Here is a 15,006-nt window from a genome sequence, read left to right on the forward strand (position 1 = left end):
GTCATGACCGTCTTCGGTTTCGGGCTCGACTCCGCCTCGGCGTCGGCGGCGACGTTGCTGCGGCACGCGGAGCAGGCCGACCGGCAGGGGCTCGACGTGGTCAGCGTGTCCGACCACCCGTACTTCGGCGACCGGCTCGACGCCTACGCCGCGATCTCCGTGCTGCTCGGGCGCACGACGAACATCTCCGGGTTCGTCAACGTCACGAACCCGTTGCGCCCCACGGCGATGCTCGCGCGGACCGTGACGAGCCTGTCCGAGCTGACCGGCGGGCGGGTCGTGCTCGGCATGGGCGCCGGTGGCTCGTGGGAGGACATCGAGCGGATGGGCATGCCGCGCCGCGAACCCGCCGCGGCCGTGCGGGCGTTCGAGGAGTCGATGACCGTCGTGCGGCTGCTCTCCGGGGGCGGTGACCCGGTGACGTTCGACGGGGAGTTCCACCGGCTCGTGGACATCCCGCCGTCGGCCGCGCCGGCGCCGCGGATCTGGACCGGGTCCAACGGGCCGAAATCGCTTGCGGTGACGGGGAAACTCGCCGACGGGTGGATTCCCGGGCACGCGGCCGACTGGCTGAGTGACCGGTACCGCTGGTCGCGGCCGATCATCGACGAGGCGGCCACCGACGCCGGGCGGGCACCGTCCGATGTGGCCACGATCTACAACCTGCCCGGGCGGATCACCGACCGGCCGTTGCCGAACACGCGGCGGGACGGGCGCTGGCTCGGCGGCTCGGTCGACCAGTGGATCGACGAGCTGACCGGCGCGGTGCTCGAGCACGGCGCCGCCGGGTTCAGCTACTTCCCGGTCCAGGACGGCACCCCGGTCGACGTCCTGCTCGGGCGCTGGGCGGAGGAGATCGCACCGGCCGTGCGCGAGGCGGTGTCCACGAAAGCGGCCTGACCCCGCACATCGTCGTGCGGGGTCAGGCGTCACGTGGCCCGCACGACGTTGTGCGGGCCCAAGTTCTCAGACGACGGCCAGTGGCAGTGCCGTCGGGATCACCGGGGCGGGCAGGTCGGAGTGGCCGGTGAGGAACGCGTCCACGGCGTTGGCCACCGACCGGCCCTCCGCGATCGCCCACACGACGAGGGACGCGCCGCGGTGGGCGTCGCCGCAGACGAAGACGCCCTCGGACCGGGTCTGCCAGTCCGAACCGCACGACAGGGTGCCGCGGGCGGTGAGCGACAGGCCGAGGCCGTCGAGCAGCGGCATGCGCTCCACGCCCTCGAAGCCGATCGCCAGCAGCACCAGGTCGGCAGGCAGCTCCTCGACGTGGTCGTTCACCGGGGTGACCTCGCGGACGCCCGTCACCGGGTCGCGGCGGACCCTCACCTCACGCAGCCGGACCGCGCGGACGTTGCCGTCGCCGTCGTCCACGAAGGACTCGACCGCGACCGCGAACCGCCGCTCCCCCGCCTCCTCGTGCGCGGGGTAGGTACGCAGGATCCACGGCCACACCGGCCACGGCGACCGCTCGTCGTCGCGGACCGTCGGCGGCTGCGGGTACTGGTCGAGCTGCGTCACCGACGTGGCGCCCTGGCGGGTCGCGGTGCCGTAGCAGTCGGCGCCGGTGTCACCGCCGCCGATCACGATCACGTGCTTGCCCTGCGCGGAGATCGTGGTCGGGCCGTCGCCCTCGCACTCCTTGTTGGCGGGCACCAGGTGCTCCATCGCGAGGTGCACGCCGTTCAGGTGCCGGCCGGGGATGTCCGGTGCGTCGCGGCCGCGCAGCGCGCCGACTGCCAGGACCACCGCGTCGTACTGGGACTTCAACGTCTCCACCGACAGGTCGCCCGGCTTGCTGCCGCCGACCTCGCAGCCCGTCACGAACCGGGTGCCCTCCTCACGCAACTGCGCGAGGCGCCGGTCGAGGACCTTCTTCTCCATCTTGAACTCGGGGATGCCGTACCGCAGCAGCCCGCCGAGCCGGTCGTCCCGCTCGTACACGGTGACCTCGTGCCCGGCGCGGGTCAGCTGCTGCGCCGCCGCGAGGCCGGCGGGGCCGGAACCCACGACCGCGACCTTCTTGCCCGACGACACGATCGCCTGGCGCGGGCGGATCAGGTCCTTCTCCCACGAGACCTCGGCGATGGTCTCCTCGACGCGCTTGATCGCGACCGCGCCGCCGGACAGCGGGTTGATCGCCAGCACGCACGCCGCCTCGCACGGCGCCGGGCACAGCTTCCCGGTGAACTCGGGGAAGTTGTTGGTGGCGTGCAGGCGGTTGCTGGCCGCGGGCCAGTCACCGACCCGCACGAGGTCGTTCCACTCCGGGATCAGGTTGCCGAGCGGGCAGCCCGCCGAACCCGAGTGGCAGAACGGGATGCCGCAGTCCATGCACCGCGTCGCCTGCGCGCGGACCTGCTTGTTCCGCTCCTCGGGCTCCTGGTCGAGGTACACCTCGCGCCAGTCGGCCAGCCGGTCCGGCTTGGGCCGCTTCGGTGCGTCTTTCCGCTCGTGCTTGAGAAAACCGCTGGGGTCAGCCACGCGAAGCCTCCATGACCGCCTCGTCGATGTCGCGCCCCTCGGCCGCGGCGAGCCGCATCGCCTCGAGCACGCGCTGGTAGTCGCGCGGCATGACCTTCGTGAAGGACGCCGCGCGGCGTGTCCAGTCGCCCAGCAGCGACGCTGCTACCGCCGATCCGGTGTGCTTGTGGTGCGCGGCGACGACGTCGCGCAGCCACCTCAGGTCCTCGGTGGACGGTCGCTGCAGGTCGACCATCGCCGTGTTGACCATCTTCTCGTCCAGGTCGAGCACGAACGCGATGCCGCCGGACATGCCGGCCGCCAGGTTGCGCCCGGTCGGCCCGAGCACCACTGCCCGGCCGCCGGTCATGTACTCGAACGCGTGGTCGCCCACCCCTTCGGCGACCGCGGTGGCGCCGGAGTTGCGGACGCAGAACCGTTCCCCGACGCGGCCGCGCAGGAAGATCTCCCCGCTGGTCGCGCCGTAGGCGATCACGTTGCCGCCGATCACCTGCTGCTCGGCGGCGAACGCCGAGTCGGGGTGCGGGCGCACGATGATCCGCCCGCCGGACAGGCCCTTGCCGACGTAGTCGTTGGCGTCGCCGACCAGATCGAGCGTGATGCCCGCCGGGAGGAACGCGCCGAGCGACTGGCCCGCGGAGCCCGTCAGTTCGATCTGGATGGTCCCGTCGGGCAGGCCCTCCCCGCCGTAGCGGCGGGTGACCTCGGCGCCCAGCAGGGTGCCGACGGTGCGGTTCACGTTGCGCACCGGCAGCTCCAGCTTCAACGGGTGTGCGTCCTCCAGCGCCGCCTCGGCGAGCTGGATGAGCGTGCGGTCGAGCGCCTGGTCGAGGCCGTGGTCCTGGCCACGGATCCGGCGGCGGGCGCTCGAGTAGGTGGTCTCCGGCACCTCGAACACCGGCGACAGGTCGAGGCCCTTGGCCTTCCAGTGGTCGACGGCGTCGTCGACGTCCAGCAGCTCCGCGTGCCCGATCGCCTCGTCGAGGGTGCGGAAACCGAGTTCCGCCAGGTACTCCCGCACCTCGTTCGCGACGAAGTGGAAGAAGTTGACCACGTGCTCGGCCTGGCCCGTGTACCGCTCGCGCAGCACCGGGTTCTGCGTCGCGACGCCGACCGGGCAGGTGTCCAGGTGGCAGACGCGCATCATGACGCAGCCCGCCACGATCAGCGGCGCGGTCGCGAAGCCGTACTCCTCGGCGCCGAGCAGCGCCGCGACCACGACGTCGCGGCCGGTCTTCATCGCGCCGTCCACCTGCACGGTGATCCGGTCGCGCAGACCGTTGAGCATCAGCGTCTGCTGCGTCTCGGCGAGCCCGACCTCCCACGGCGTGCCCGCGTGCTTCAGCGAGTTCAGCGGGGAGGCGCCGGTGCCGCCGTCGTGGCCCGAGATGAGCACCACGTCCGCGTGCGCCTTCGACACCCCGGCCGCGACCGTGCCCACACCCAGCTCGCTGACCAGCTTCACGTGCACGCGGGCGTGCTCGTTCGCGTTCTTGAGGTCGTGGATGAGCTGCGCCAGGTCCTCGATCGAGTAGATGTCGTGGTGCGGCGGCGGGGAGATGAGGCCGACCCCCGCGGTCGAGTGCCGCGTGCGTGCGATCCACGGCCACACCTTGTTGGGCGGCAGCTGACCGCCCTCGCCCGGCTTCGCGCCCTGCGCCATCTTGATCTGCAGGTCGGTCGCGTTGACCAGGTACTCGCTCGTCACACCGAACCGGCCGGACGCGATCTGCTTGACCGCCGACCGCCGCTCCGGGTCGTAGAGCCGGTCGGTGTCCTCGCCGCCCTCACCGGAGTTCGAGCGCCCGCCGATGCGGTTCATCGCGATGGCAAGGGTTTCGTGTGCCTCACGGCTGATCGAGCCGTAGGACATGGCGCCGGTGTTGAAGCGCTTGAGGATGTTCTCGACCGGCTCGACCTCGTCGAGCGGGATCGGCGCGCGGCCCTCGGTCCGGAACCTGAACAGCCCGCGCAGCGCGCCGCCCTCGCGGTTGAGCCGCTCCACCTCTTCGGTGTACTTGCGGTACACCTCCTCGCGCCGCGTCCTCGTCGCGTGCTGCAACAGGAAGACGGTCTCCGGCGTGAACAGGTGCAGCTCGCCCTCGCGGCGGTAGGCGTACTCGCCGCCGACCTCGAGGCGCCGGTGGACGCGGTCGGTCGGGTTCTCCGGGTACGCCTGGTGGTGCCGCACGGCGACCTCGGCGGCGATCACGTCGAGGCCGACGCCGCCCAGCTTCGAACTGGTGCCGGTGAAGTACTCGTCCAGCACCTCGTTCGCGAGCCCGAACGCCTCGAACACCTGCGCCGCGGTGTAGGCGCCGACGGTCGAGATGCCCATCTTCGACATGATCTTGAGCACGCCCTTGACCAGCGCGCCCACGTAGTTGCGCACGGCCCGCTGCGGCTCGATGCCGGTGATGGCGCCGCGGCGCACCATGTTCTCGATGGTCTCGAACGCCAGGTACGGGTTGACCGCCGCGGCGCCGTAACCCAGCAGCAGCGCCACGTGGTGGACCTCACGCGCGTCCCCGGTCTCGACGACCAGCGCGACGCGGAGGCGTTCCTTGGTGCGCACCAGGTGGTGGTGCACCGCGGACACCAGCAGCAGCGACGGGATCGGCGCCATGCGGTGGTCGGCGTCCCGGTCGGACAGCACGAGCGTGCGGGCACCGGCGGCGATGGCCTCCGACGCCTCGCGGCGCACCCGCTCGATGGCGGCGGCGAGCGCGTCGCCCCCACCGTCCACTTCGTACAGCCCGGCGATGACCGTGCAGGCGTAGCCGGGCATGTCGCCGTCGTCGTTGACGTGGATCAGCTTCGCCAGCTCGTCGTTGTCGATCACCGGGTACGGCAGCTGGATGTGGCGGCACGACGCGGGACCGGGCTCGAGCAGGTTCTGCTCGGGGCCCATGATGCGCTGCACCGAGGTGACGATCTCCTCGCGGATCGCGTCCAGCGGCGGGTTCGTCACCTGGGCGAAGTTCTGCTTGAAGTAGTCGTAGAGCAGCCGGGACCGCTTCGACAGCGCCGCGGGCGGTGTGTCGGTGCCCATCGACCCGATCGGCTCCGCGCCGGTGACCGACATCGGCGCGAGCAGGATCTTCAGCTCCTCCTCGGTGTAGCCGAAGGAGAGCTGGCGGCGCAGCACGGACTCGTTGGTCTGCACGACGTGCTCGCGGTCGGGCAGGTTCGCGAGCTTGAGCAGTCCGGCGTGCAGCCACTCCTCGTACGGGCGCTCCGCGGCGAGCTCCGACTTGATCTGGTCGTCGTCGACGATCGTGCCTGCCTCGGTGTCCACGAGGAACATGCGGCCGGGCTGCAACCGTCCCTTCGCGACGACCTGGTCCGGTGGGACGTCGAGCACACCGGTCTCGCTCGCGAAGATGACGCGGTCGTCGGTGGTGCGCCACCACCGCGCCGGACGCAGGCCGTTGCGGTCGAGCACCGCGCCGACGAGCGTGCCGTCGGAGAAGGTGACCGACGCCGGGCCGTCCCACGGCTCCATCAGGCTCGCGTGGAACTTGTAGAACGCGCGCCGCTTCGGATCCATGGTGGCGTTGTTCTCCCACGCCTCCGGGATCATCATCAGCACCGCGTGCGGCAGGCTGCGCCCGCCGAGGTGCAGCAGTTCGAGGACCTCGTCGAAGGACGCGGAGTCCGAGCCCTCGGGGTCGCAGATGGGGTACAGCCGCGTGAGGTCGCCGGGGATGAGGTCGCTCGCCAGCAGCGCCTCGCGGGCCCGCATGCGGTTGCGGTTGCCGCGGATCGTGTTGATCTCACCGTTGTGCGCGACGAACCGGAACGGGTGCGCGAGCGGCCACGACGGGAACGTGTTGGTGGAGAACCGGCTGTGCACCAGCGCGATCGCGCTCTCGAGCCGCGGGTCGGTGAGGTCGGTGAAGAACACCGGCAGCTGCGCGGTCGTCAGCATTCCCTTGTAGACGACCGTGCGCGCGGACAGCGACGGGAAGTAGACGCCGCAGCCGGCCGCCACGCTCTCGTGCTCGGCGCGCTTGCGCAGGCAGAACGCCAGCCGGTCCAGCTCGAGACCGCCGATCCGGTTGCCGGCGCCGTCGGTGGGCGCGGCCACGAAGGGCATCGCGAAGTGCGGCATGACCGAACGCGCGGTCGGGCCGACGTCGGCGGCGTCCGGCGCGATCGGCACGTCCCGCCAGCCGAGGACCTCGAGGCCCTCTTCCTTGGCGATGCGCTCGACCAGCGAGACGGCTCTGGCCCGCTGGTCGAGGTCCTGGGGCAGGAAGGCGATGCCCGCCGCGTAGGTGGCGGCACCGTCCCGCGCCGGGGCGGGGAGTTCGAAGTCGACGACCGCGCGCAGCAGGCCGTCGGGGAGCTGGAGCAGGATGCCCGCGCCGTCGCCGCTGGTGGGCTCGGCGCCCGCGGCACCGCGGTGCTCCAGGTTGGCCAGCGCCACGAGGGCGTCGGTCACGATGCCGTGTGACCTGCGCCCCTGGATGTCGGCGACCATCGCCACGCCACACGCGTCACGTTCGGTGGTGGGGTCGTAAAGACCTCGTGCGGTGGGTACGGCGGAATAGATCACGCGTCGACCTCCCTCGTCGTCCTCGCGCTCAACTGTTAGCTGGGCGCGGGACGGCGGTGGCCCGCGTGTTGACGTGAGCTTAACAGTCCCGAAACCCAGGAGCCATGAGTCGACAGCGGATTTTCGCCGTCGGATGTAACGATCTGGGTGATCCCCGCGATAAAGCGCCCTTCGCCCTGGTGGGGCTCCTCGGGAGCCGGCTGCCTCGCCTACGTGAGCGTAACCGACGACGCCTGGAATGGAAGAACAGCGAACCGTGCCTGCCTGTTGACAAGGAGTCGTGAGAGCGCTTCCATGGGCAGCGGCAACATCTGCGGCCCATTTGCGGGCACTCGGAACCCCTGCCCGAGCGTGACGAGGAGGTCACCGCCCATGCCCAGTACACGCGCGCCATCGCGGAGAAGGTTCGCACTCGGCGCGGCCGCCGCAGCGGCACTCGTGATCGCACCACTCACCTACACGGCGGAGGCCTCCGTGCCGCCGCCCGACTCCGGCTGGACGCAGGTCTGGGCGGACGACTTCAACGGCTCGGCCGGCACGCTGCCGTCGTCGTCGAACTGGATCTTCGACATCGGGCACGGCTATCCCGGCGGCCCAGGCAACTGGGGCACCGGCGAGATCGCCTACCACACCAACAACCCCGCGAACGTCAGCCTCGACGGCGGCGGCAACCTGCGCATCACTCCCCTGCGGGACAGCGCGGGCAACTGGACCTCGGCCCGCATCGAGACCCAGCGGGGCGACTTCAAGCCCCCGTCGGGCGGCACGCTGCGCATCGAGGGCCGCATCCAGATGCCGAACGTCACCGGCAACGCGGCACTCGGCTACTGGCCCGCGTTCTGGGCGCTCGGTTCGCCCTACCGGGGCAACTACTGGAACTGGCCGGGCATCGGCGAGTTCGACATCATGGAGAACGTCAACGGGATCAACGCCGTGTGGGGCGTGCTCCACTGTGGCGTGAACCCGGGCGGGCCGTGCAACGAGACCCAGGGCATCGGCGCGAACCGGGCGTGCCCCGGCAGTTCCTGCCAGTCGGCCTTCCACACCTACCGGTTCGAGTGGGACGACGGCGCGAAGCAGCTCCGCTGGTACGTCGACGGCCAGCAGTTCCACTCGGTGTCGCAGAGCCAGATCGGCACCGACACGTGGAACCAGATGACCTCCCACGCGGGGTACTTCATCCTGCTGAACCTCGCGATCGGCGGAGCCTTCCCGGACGGCGTGGCCGGCTTCCGGACCCCGACGGCCGAGACCGTGCCCGGCCGTCCGATGCTGGTGGACTACGTCGCCGTGTGGTCGCGCGGCGGCGGTGGCGGCAACCCGACCGACCCGCCGCCCAGCACCGCCTACCGGCAGATCGAGGCGGAGAGCTTCCAGCAGCAGGCGGGCGTGCAGGTCGCGGGCGCGGCGAACACCGGCGGCGGCCAGTACATGGGCTGGATCGCGAACGGCGACTGGGCGCTGTACCGGGGTGTCGACTTCGGTTCCACCGCGGCGCGGCAGTTCACGGCCAGGGTGGCGTCCGGTGCCGCCGGCGGCGTGAGCGGGCTGGTCGAGGTGCGCCTCGACGCCAGGTCGAACCCGCCGATCGGCAGTTTCGCGGTCGCCAACACGGGCGGCTGGGAGAGCTGGCGGAACATCCCGGCCAACATCTCCGGGGTCACGGGCGTGCACGACGTGTACCTGACGTTCACCAGCGGCCAGCCCGCGGACTACGTGAACGTGGACTGGTTCACCTTCGCTCGCTGAGCCCGGTAGACGGCGATCCGCGCGACCCGAACAGGCCATGCGGAGGCTCGGATCGCTTCTCGCCGGTCCCCGTACCCCGTCCCAGGTGCGGGGACCGGCACTTTTGTCCGCAACGTCCCGGTTACGGGGTCTTGACTTGAGCGCGGTCGCCCGAGATCCTTCGTGCACCCATGAGAGCGCTCTCACGCTCCACGCGGGAGCTGAGAGACGGAGCGGTCGCCGTCTGGACCGAGGAGCGCGCGCAGGCGCGCCAGCGCCGAGCACGCGACGAGGGAAGACGGCGGTTGAGCGGAGGAGCGAAGCGACCAATGACCACACTGTCGTGGCCTCAGGAGGCCAACCATGCGTAACTCAGGGATCGTCGCGTGCGTTGCCGCGACCGCCCTCGTCCTCACGGCCTGTGGTTCGGGCGGTGACTCCGGCGAGAGCGGCGGCAGCGACACGATCACGATCAACGTCTTCGGCGACAGCTTCTCGCTGCCGGACAACCGCGAGCTGTACGAGGAGTACGAGAAGGCGCACGGCGTCAAGATCGTCGAGAACCGCAGCGACTTCGGCACGCACCACCAGAACCTGCAGGCCCGGCTGACCGCGGGCTCGGGCACGGCGGACCTCGAGGTGATCGAGGTCGGCCAGGTGTCCGGCTTCATCGGGCAGTCGGACCTGTTCGTCGACTTCAAGGACAAGGGCGTCGACACGAGCCAGTGGACCGAGTCGACGATCCAGCGCGCGACCAACCCGGACGGTGGCGCGTTGATCGGCCTGCCGACCGACATCGGCGGCCTCGCCATGTGCTACCGGACGGACCTGTTCTCCCAGGCGGGCCTGCCGACCGACCGCGACCAGGTCTCCGCGTTGTGGGAGACGTGGGAGGACTACGTCGACGTCGGCAAGCGGTTCCAGCAGAAGATGCCGAAGACCAAGTGGTTCGACGCGGGCGGGCACGTGTTCACCGGCATCCTCGGCAACGAGGAGGAGACGTTCTACAACGCCGACGGTGAGCTGATCGTCGAGAAGAACCCGGCCGTGAAGGACGCGTGGGACCTCACGGTCGACGCGATCAAGGCAGGCCAGTCGGCCGCGCTGCCGGAGTTCTCGCCCGAGTGGAACACCGGTTTCCAGCAGGGCCAGTTCGCCACGATCACCTGCCCCGCGTGGATGATGGGCTACATCCAGGGCAACGCGCCGGACACCAAGGGCAAGTGGGACATCGCGAAGATCCCCGGCGGCTCCGGCAACTGGGGCGGCTCGTACGTGACGGTGCCCGCGCAGGGCAAGAACGTCGACAAGGCCGTCGAGCTGGCGAAGTGGCTGACCGCGCCGGAGCAGAACATCAAGCTGTTCAAGACGATCGGCAACTTCCCGAGCCAGGAGTCGACCTGGTCGCAGCCGGAGGTCGCGGACTTCACGTCCGAGTTCTTCTCGAACGCGCCCGCCGGGAAGATCTACCCCGAGTCGCTGGAGAACGCGCCGGTGCAGGTGGTCGGCCCGCAGAGCGGCGTCATCGGCAACACCTTCGCCGGTGCGCTGAACAGCGTCGAACAGGGCACCGATCCCGAGAAGGCGTGGCAGTCGGCGATGTCCGACATCGAAGCCGCCGCGGGCGAGGGATGAGCACTCAGCTCACGGACCGTGGGGCGCCACCGAAGTCACCGGGGCGCCCCTCGGGGTCGTACTCGCGCAGGCGGACCTGGTGGTACCGCTTCTGGTACCGCCTCGACGTCAAGGGCTCGCCGTACCTCTACATCCTCCCGTTCTTCGGGCTGTTCGCGGTCTTCGGGCTGTTCCCGCTGATCTACACGGCGGTCATCTCGACCACCGCGTGGAGCCCGCGCAAGCCCGGCAGCGAGGACGTCTCGGTCGGCCTGGACAACTACACCAGGCTGTTCGCCGACGAGAACTTCCACAACGCGCTGCTCAACACGTTCGGCATCGGCATCGTGTCGACGGTGCCGCAGCTGTTGCTGGCGCTGGGCATCGCGCACCTGCTGAACTACCGGCTGCGCGGGCGGCTGTTCCTGCGCATGGGCGTGCTGGTCCCCTACATCACGTCGGTGGCGGCGGTCGCACTGATCTTCAACCAGATCTTCGCCCGCGACTTCGGGTTGCTGAACTGGTTCCTGCAGCCGTTCATGGAGAACCCGGTCGACTGGCGTGCCGAGAAGTGGTCGTCGTGGCTCGCGGTGTCGTCGATGGTGATCTGGCACTGGACCGGCTACAACGCGCTGATCTACCTGGCGGCGATGCAGACCATCCCGTACGAGCTGTACGAGTCGGCGTCGATCGACGGGGCGAGCCGCCGGCAGCAGTTCTGGCACATCACGATCCCCAGCCTGCGGCCGACCATCATCTTCACGGTGATCGTGTCGACCATCGGCGCGCTGCAGCTGTTCGCCGAACCGTTCCTGTTCGACACCACCCGCAACAACAACGGCGGCCCGGAACGCGAGTTCCAGACCGTGGTCCTCTACCTGTACCAGCAGTTCTGGACGAACGGGCGGTACGGGTACGCGGCCGCGATCGCGTGGACCCTGTTCCTCGTCACCGTCGTGATCGCACTGGTCAACTTCCTGCTGGTGCGCCGGATCCGATCGGCGGACGACTGATGGCACGACGACGGTCACCGGACCAGGCCCGCTGGGGCACGTACGCGATCCTGTTCGCGATCATCATCGTCTCGATCTTCCCGCTGTACTGGTCGATCGTGGTGTCCTCCCGCGACCAGTCGGCGATCGGCCGCTATCCCCCGCCGCTCGTGCCGGGCGGCTCGCTGTGGGACAACCTGGCCACGGCGTTCGAGCAGGGCAACTTCGGGCTGGCGCTGACGAACTCGGTGATCGTCGCCGGCACCATCACGGTCGCGGTCGTGTTCACGTCCACGCTCGCCGGTTTCGCGTTCGCCAAGCTGACCTTCCGCGGCCGCGGCGGGCTGTTCACCGCGGTGGTCGCCACGATGCTGGTGCCGACCCAGCTCGCGATCATCCCGCTGTACATCATGGTCACCAAGTGGTTCGGCTGGGCCAACGACCTGCGTGGCGTGATCGTGCCCGCGCTGGTGAGCGCGTTCGGCGTGTTCTTCATGCGCCAGTACCTGTACTCGGCGATGCCGACCGAGCTGCTGGAGGCGGGGCGCGTGGACGGCGCGTCGACGCTGCGGATCTACTGGAACGTGGTGCTGCCCATCGCGCGGCCGGGCGCGGCGGTGCTGGGGCTGCTCACGTTCATCACCTACTGGAACGACCTGTTCTGGCCGCTGATCCTGCTGAACACGCAGAACCCGACCGTGCAGGTGGCGATCGCCAACACGCGCAGCGGCATCGAGGTGGACTACTCGCTCGTGCTCGCGGGGACGGTCATCGCGACGTTCCCGATGCTGATCGTGTTCTTGTTGCTCGGCAGGCAGATCATCGGAGGGATCATGCAGGGGGCGGTGAAGGGATGAACGGAGCTCGCGGAGTGAACCACCAGCCACTGAGGTTTCCCGAGGGGTTCGTGTGGGGCGCGGCGACGGCGGCGTACCAGATCGAGGGCGCGGCGGCCGTGGACGGGCGTGGCCCCTCCATCTGGGACACGTTCAGCCACACGCCGGGCCGGGTCGCGAACGGCGACACCGGGGACGTGGCGGCCGACCACTACCGGCGGTTCCGCGACGACGTGCGGCTGATGGCCGAGCTGGGCCTGGCCGCGTACCGGTTCTCGGTGTCGTGGCCGAGGATCCAGCCGACGGGCAAGGGCCCGGCGAACGCGCCGGGGCTGGACCACTACGAGCGCCTGGTGGACGAGCTGGTCGCGCACGGCATCGAGCCGATGCTGACGCTCTACCACTGGGACCTGCCGCAGGAGCTGGAGGACTCCGGCGGCTGGGGGGCGCGGGACACCGCGGCCCGGTTCGCGGAGTACGCCGAGCTCGTAGGGGCACGGCTCGGCGACCGGGTCCCCGTCTGGACCACGCTGAACGAGCCGTGGTGTTCCGCCTTCCTCGGGTACGCCTCCGGTGAGCACGCGCCGGGGCGGACCGACCCGGCGCTCGCGCTGCGGGCCGCCCACCACCTGCTGCTGGCGCACGGGCTGGGCACGCAGGCGCTGCGCGGGGTGCTGCCGGAGTCCGCGCGGGTGTCGATCGCGCTGAACCTGTCGTCGGTGCTGCCCGTGCAGACGTCGACGGCCGCGACGAACGCCGTGCGCCGGATCGACGGGCTGGCGAACCGCCTGTTCCTGGACCCGCTGTTCCGCGGCCACTACCCCGTCGACGTCCTGCGCGACACGGCCCGGCTCACCGACTGGTCGTTCGTGCTGCCCGCCGACCTGGCGGTGATCGCGGCGCCGATCGACCTGCTGGGCATCAACTACTACACGCCGACGCTGGTGGACGTGGGCATGCCGCACGACGGGCCGTCGCCGTGGCCGGGCTGCCGCGACGTCCGGTTCGTCCAGCCACCCGGCCCGCAGACGGCCATGGGCTGGGCGATCGACGCGCAGGGCCTGCGCAACGTGGTGCACCGGCTGCACGACCAGTACCGCCCGATACCGTTGATGATCACGGAGAACGGCGCCGCGTTCGACGACGAGCCGGGCGTCGACGGGGTGCGGGACGACGACCGGATCGCCTACCTGCGGGACCATCTGGAGGTCGTGCACGAGGCGATCACGCACGGGGTGGACCTTCGGGGATACTTCGTGTGGTCGTTGCTGGACAACTTCGAGTGGGCCTACGGCTACGCGAAGCGGTTCGGCATCGTGCACGTGGACTACGAGACGCAGGCGCGGGTGTGGAAGGACAGTGCACACTGGTACCGGCAGGTGATTCGGACGAACGGCATAGACGAGGAATGAATTCGAAGCCCACGCTCGACACCGTCGCCGCCGAGGCGGGGGTGTCGCGGGCGACCGTGTCCAGGGTGATCAACGGGTCGCCGAGGGTGTCCCCCGAGGTGAAGGTGGCGGTCGAGTCCGCCATCGCCGCGCTCGGCTACGTGCCCAACCGCGCGGCCCGCAGCCTGGCGATGCGCAGGACGGACTCCATCGCGCTGGTGATGCGCGAGCCGGACGCGACGGTGCTGAACGACCCCTACCTCGGCAACATCATCATCGCGACGAGCCAGACCCTGATCGGCACCGGCGTCCAGCTGGTGCTGGTCAACGCCCAGAACACCGCCGAGCACGCCCAGCTGGCGGACTACGTCCGAAGTGGACACGTCGACGGCGTCCTGCTGGCCTCGATGCACGACGACGACCCCCTCCCCCGGCTGCTGGTCGAGGCGGGCATCCCCACGGTGGTCCACGGCCGCCCCGCCCACCCGGTACCCGGCCTGTCCTATGTAGACGTCGACAACGTGGGCGGCGCCCAGCTGGCGGCCGAGCGCCTGCTGTCGTCGGGCCGGCGCCGCGTCGCCACCATCGCGGGCCCCCAGGACATGACGGCGGGCATCGACCGCCTGTCGGGTTATCGCCAGGCCCTGTCCGCCGCCGGCCGCAAGGCCGACCGCGTCGCGTACGGCGACTTCACCCGCGAGTCGGGCCAGCAGGCCATGGCCGAACTGCTCGACCGCCACCCGGACCTGGACGGCGTCTTCGCCGCGAACGACCTGATGGCCATCGGCGCCCTCCGCGCCCTGCGGGACGCGGGCCGCCGCGTCCCCGACGACGTGGCGGTGGTCGGCTACGACGACATCGAGATGGCCCGCCACACCGAGCCCCCGCTGACGACCATCCACCAGCCCATCGTCGACCAGGCCCGCACCATGACGGAACTGCTGCTGACCCAGATCGGCGGCGACCCGGTCGCCGACCCCGTGGTCCTGCCCACAGAACTGGTGGAACGCGAGTCGGCCTGACCCACCGGCACCGCGATGAAAGGACCCCATCCTCACGGTGGCGGTGGTGAAGGGCCCTTCCGCACATGCGGAAGCACCCCGCGCCACAGGCGCCAGGTCCACCTCCGTCGAGAAGCCGAACCTGCGGGCTACCCCGGAAATGGTTCGGTGGTGGTGGCGGGCAATGGGGCGGGCAGGCGCCAGCCTGCCCGTCAGGGCCTGTCTTAGGGTGGCGGAGGCTCGCGGGTCAAGGGTTGCGCAGCAATCCGGCGGAGCCGGACGCCGAAGAAGCTTCTATGTCAAGCCGCGGCAGCATGGTGGTGTTGGTGCTGGTGGTCGGCTTTCAATGCCCGGTAGATGACGTCGGAGAGGTGGCGTTTGAGGGCGCGGATAGCG

Annotated in this window: 9 protein-coding genes; 7 read left to right on the forward strand and 2 right to left on the reverse strand. The window is 70.3% G+C overall.

What is annotated here, in order from left to right:
• Positions 1–3 precede the first annotated feature (3 nt).
• Positions 4–900 (forward strand): LLM class flavin-dependent oxidoreductase, encoded by an 897-nt coding sequence (locus ACYQ77_RS23830; RefSeq protein ID WP_459714892.1) that lies wholly within the window; start codon positions 4–6, stop codon positions 898–900.
• A 66-nt stretch (positions 901–966) separates the two neighbouring features.
• On the opposite strand, the gene ACYQ77_RS23835 is transcribed toward ACYQ77_RS23830, so the two are convergent.
• Complete coding sequence (locus ACYQ77_RS23835) at positions 967–2,487, reverse strand: glutamate synthase subunit beta (RefSeq protein WP_459714893.1); 1,521 nt, start codon at positions 2,485–2,487, stop codon at positions 967–969.
• Positions 2,480–7,048: a glutamate synthase large subunit gene (gltB, locus tag ACYQ77_RS23840; RefSeq protein WP_459714895.1), complete on the reverse strand. Its 4,569-nt coding sequence runs from the start codon at positions 7,046–7,048 to the stop codon at positions 2,480–2,482. The genes ACYQ77_RS23835 and gltB overlap by 8 nt, the downstream gene beginning before the upstream one ends.
• A gap of 372 nt (positions 7,049–7,420) precedes the next feature.
• Here gltB and ACYQ77_RS23845 point away from each other — a divergent pair, with 372 nt between their 5' ends.
• From ACYQ77_RS23845 to ACYQ77_RS23870, 6 genes are all read left to right on the forward strand, one after another.
• A complete protein-coding gene (locus ACYQ77_RS23845; protein ID WP_459714897.1) occupies positions 7,421–8,797 on the forward strand; it encodes a carbohydrate-binding protein in 1,377 nt (458 codons plus the stop codon).
• A gap of 342 nt (positions 8,798–9,139) precedes the next feature.
• Positions 9,140–10,411, forward strand: coding sequence for an ABC transporter substrate-binding protein (locus tag ACYQ77_RS23850; protein WP_459714899.1), 1,272 nt, complete (start codon positions 9,140–9,142; stop codon positions 10,409–10,411).
• A complete protein-coding gene (locus tag ACYQ77_RS23855) occupies positions 10,408–11,403 on the forward strand; it encodes a carbohydrate ABC transporter permease (RefSeq protein ID WP_459714901.1) in 996 nt (331 codons plus the stop codon). Before ACYQ77_RS23850 ends, ACYQ77_RS23855 begins: the two co-directional genes overlap by 4 nt.
• Positions 11,403–12,239 carry a carbohydrate ABC transporter permease gene (locus ACYQ77_RS23860; protein WP_459714903.1) on the forward strand — a complete coding sequence of 279 codons (837 nt, stop codon included), beginning with the start codon at positions 11,403–11,405 and terminating at the stop codon, positions 12,237–12,239. Before ACYQ77_RS23855 ends, ACYQ77_RS23860 begins: the two co-directional genes overlap by 1 nt.
• On the forward strand, positions 12,236–13,630 hold the full coding sequence (locus ACYQ77_RS23865) for a GH1 family beta-glucosidase (protein WP_459714904.1): 1,395 nt from the start codon (positions 12,236–12,238) through the stop codon (positions 13,628–13,630). Before ACYQ77_RS23860 ends, ACYQ77_RS23865 begins: the two co-directional genes overlap by 4 nt.
• Positions 13,627–14,631, forward strand: a complete 1,005-nt coding sequence (locus ACYQ77_RS23870; protein ID WP_459714906.1) for a LacI family DNA-binding transcriptional regulator — start codon at positions 13,627–13,629, stop codon at positions 14,629–14,631. The genes ACYQ77_RS23865 and ACYQ77_RS23870 overlap by 4 nt, the downstream gene beginning before the upstream one ends.
• The last annotated feature ends 375 nt before the right edge of the window (positions 14,632–15,006 follow it).

This window comes from Actinophytocola sp. KF-1 (assembly GCF_054661535.1).

Excerpts from the sequence above, each read along its gene's own strand:
- ACYQ77_RS23860 (WP_459714903.1), top strand. The coding sequence starts at position 11,403 with ATGGCACGACGACGGTCACCGGACCAGGCCCGCTGGGGCACGTACGCG.
- ACYQ77_RS23845 (WP_459714897.1), top strand. The coding sequence starts at position 7,421 with ATGCCCAGTACACGCGCGCCATCGCGGAGAAGGTTCGCACTCGGCGCG.
- ACYQ77_RS23850 (WP_459714899.1), top strand. The coding sequence starts at position 9,140 with ATGCGTAACTCAGGGATCGTCGCGTGCGTTGCCGCGACCGCCCTCGTC.
- ACYQ77_RS23830 (WP_459714892.1), top strand. The coding sequence starts at position 4 with ATGACCGTCTTCGGTTTCGGGCTCGACTCCGCCTCGGCGTCGGCGGCG.
- ACYQ77_RS23855 (WP_459714901.1), top strand. The coding sequence starts at position 10,408 with ATGAGCACTCAGCTCACGGACCGTGGGGCGCCACCGAAGTCACCGGGG.
- ACYQ77_RS23870 (WP_459714906.1), top strand. The coding sequence starts at position 13,627 with ATGAATTCGAAGCCCACGCTCGACACCGTCGCCGCCGAGGCGGGGGTG.
- ACYQ77_RS23865 (WP_459714904.1), top strand. The coding sequence starts at position 12,236 with ATGAACGGAGCTCGCGGAGTGAACCACCAGCCACTGAGGTTTCCCGAG.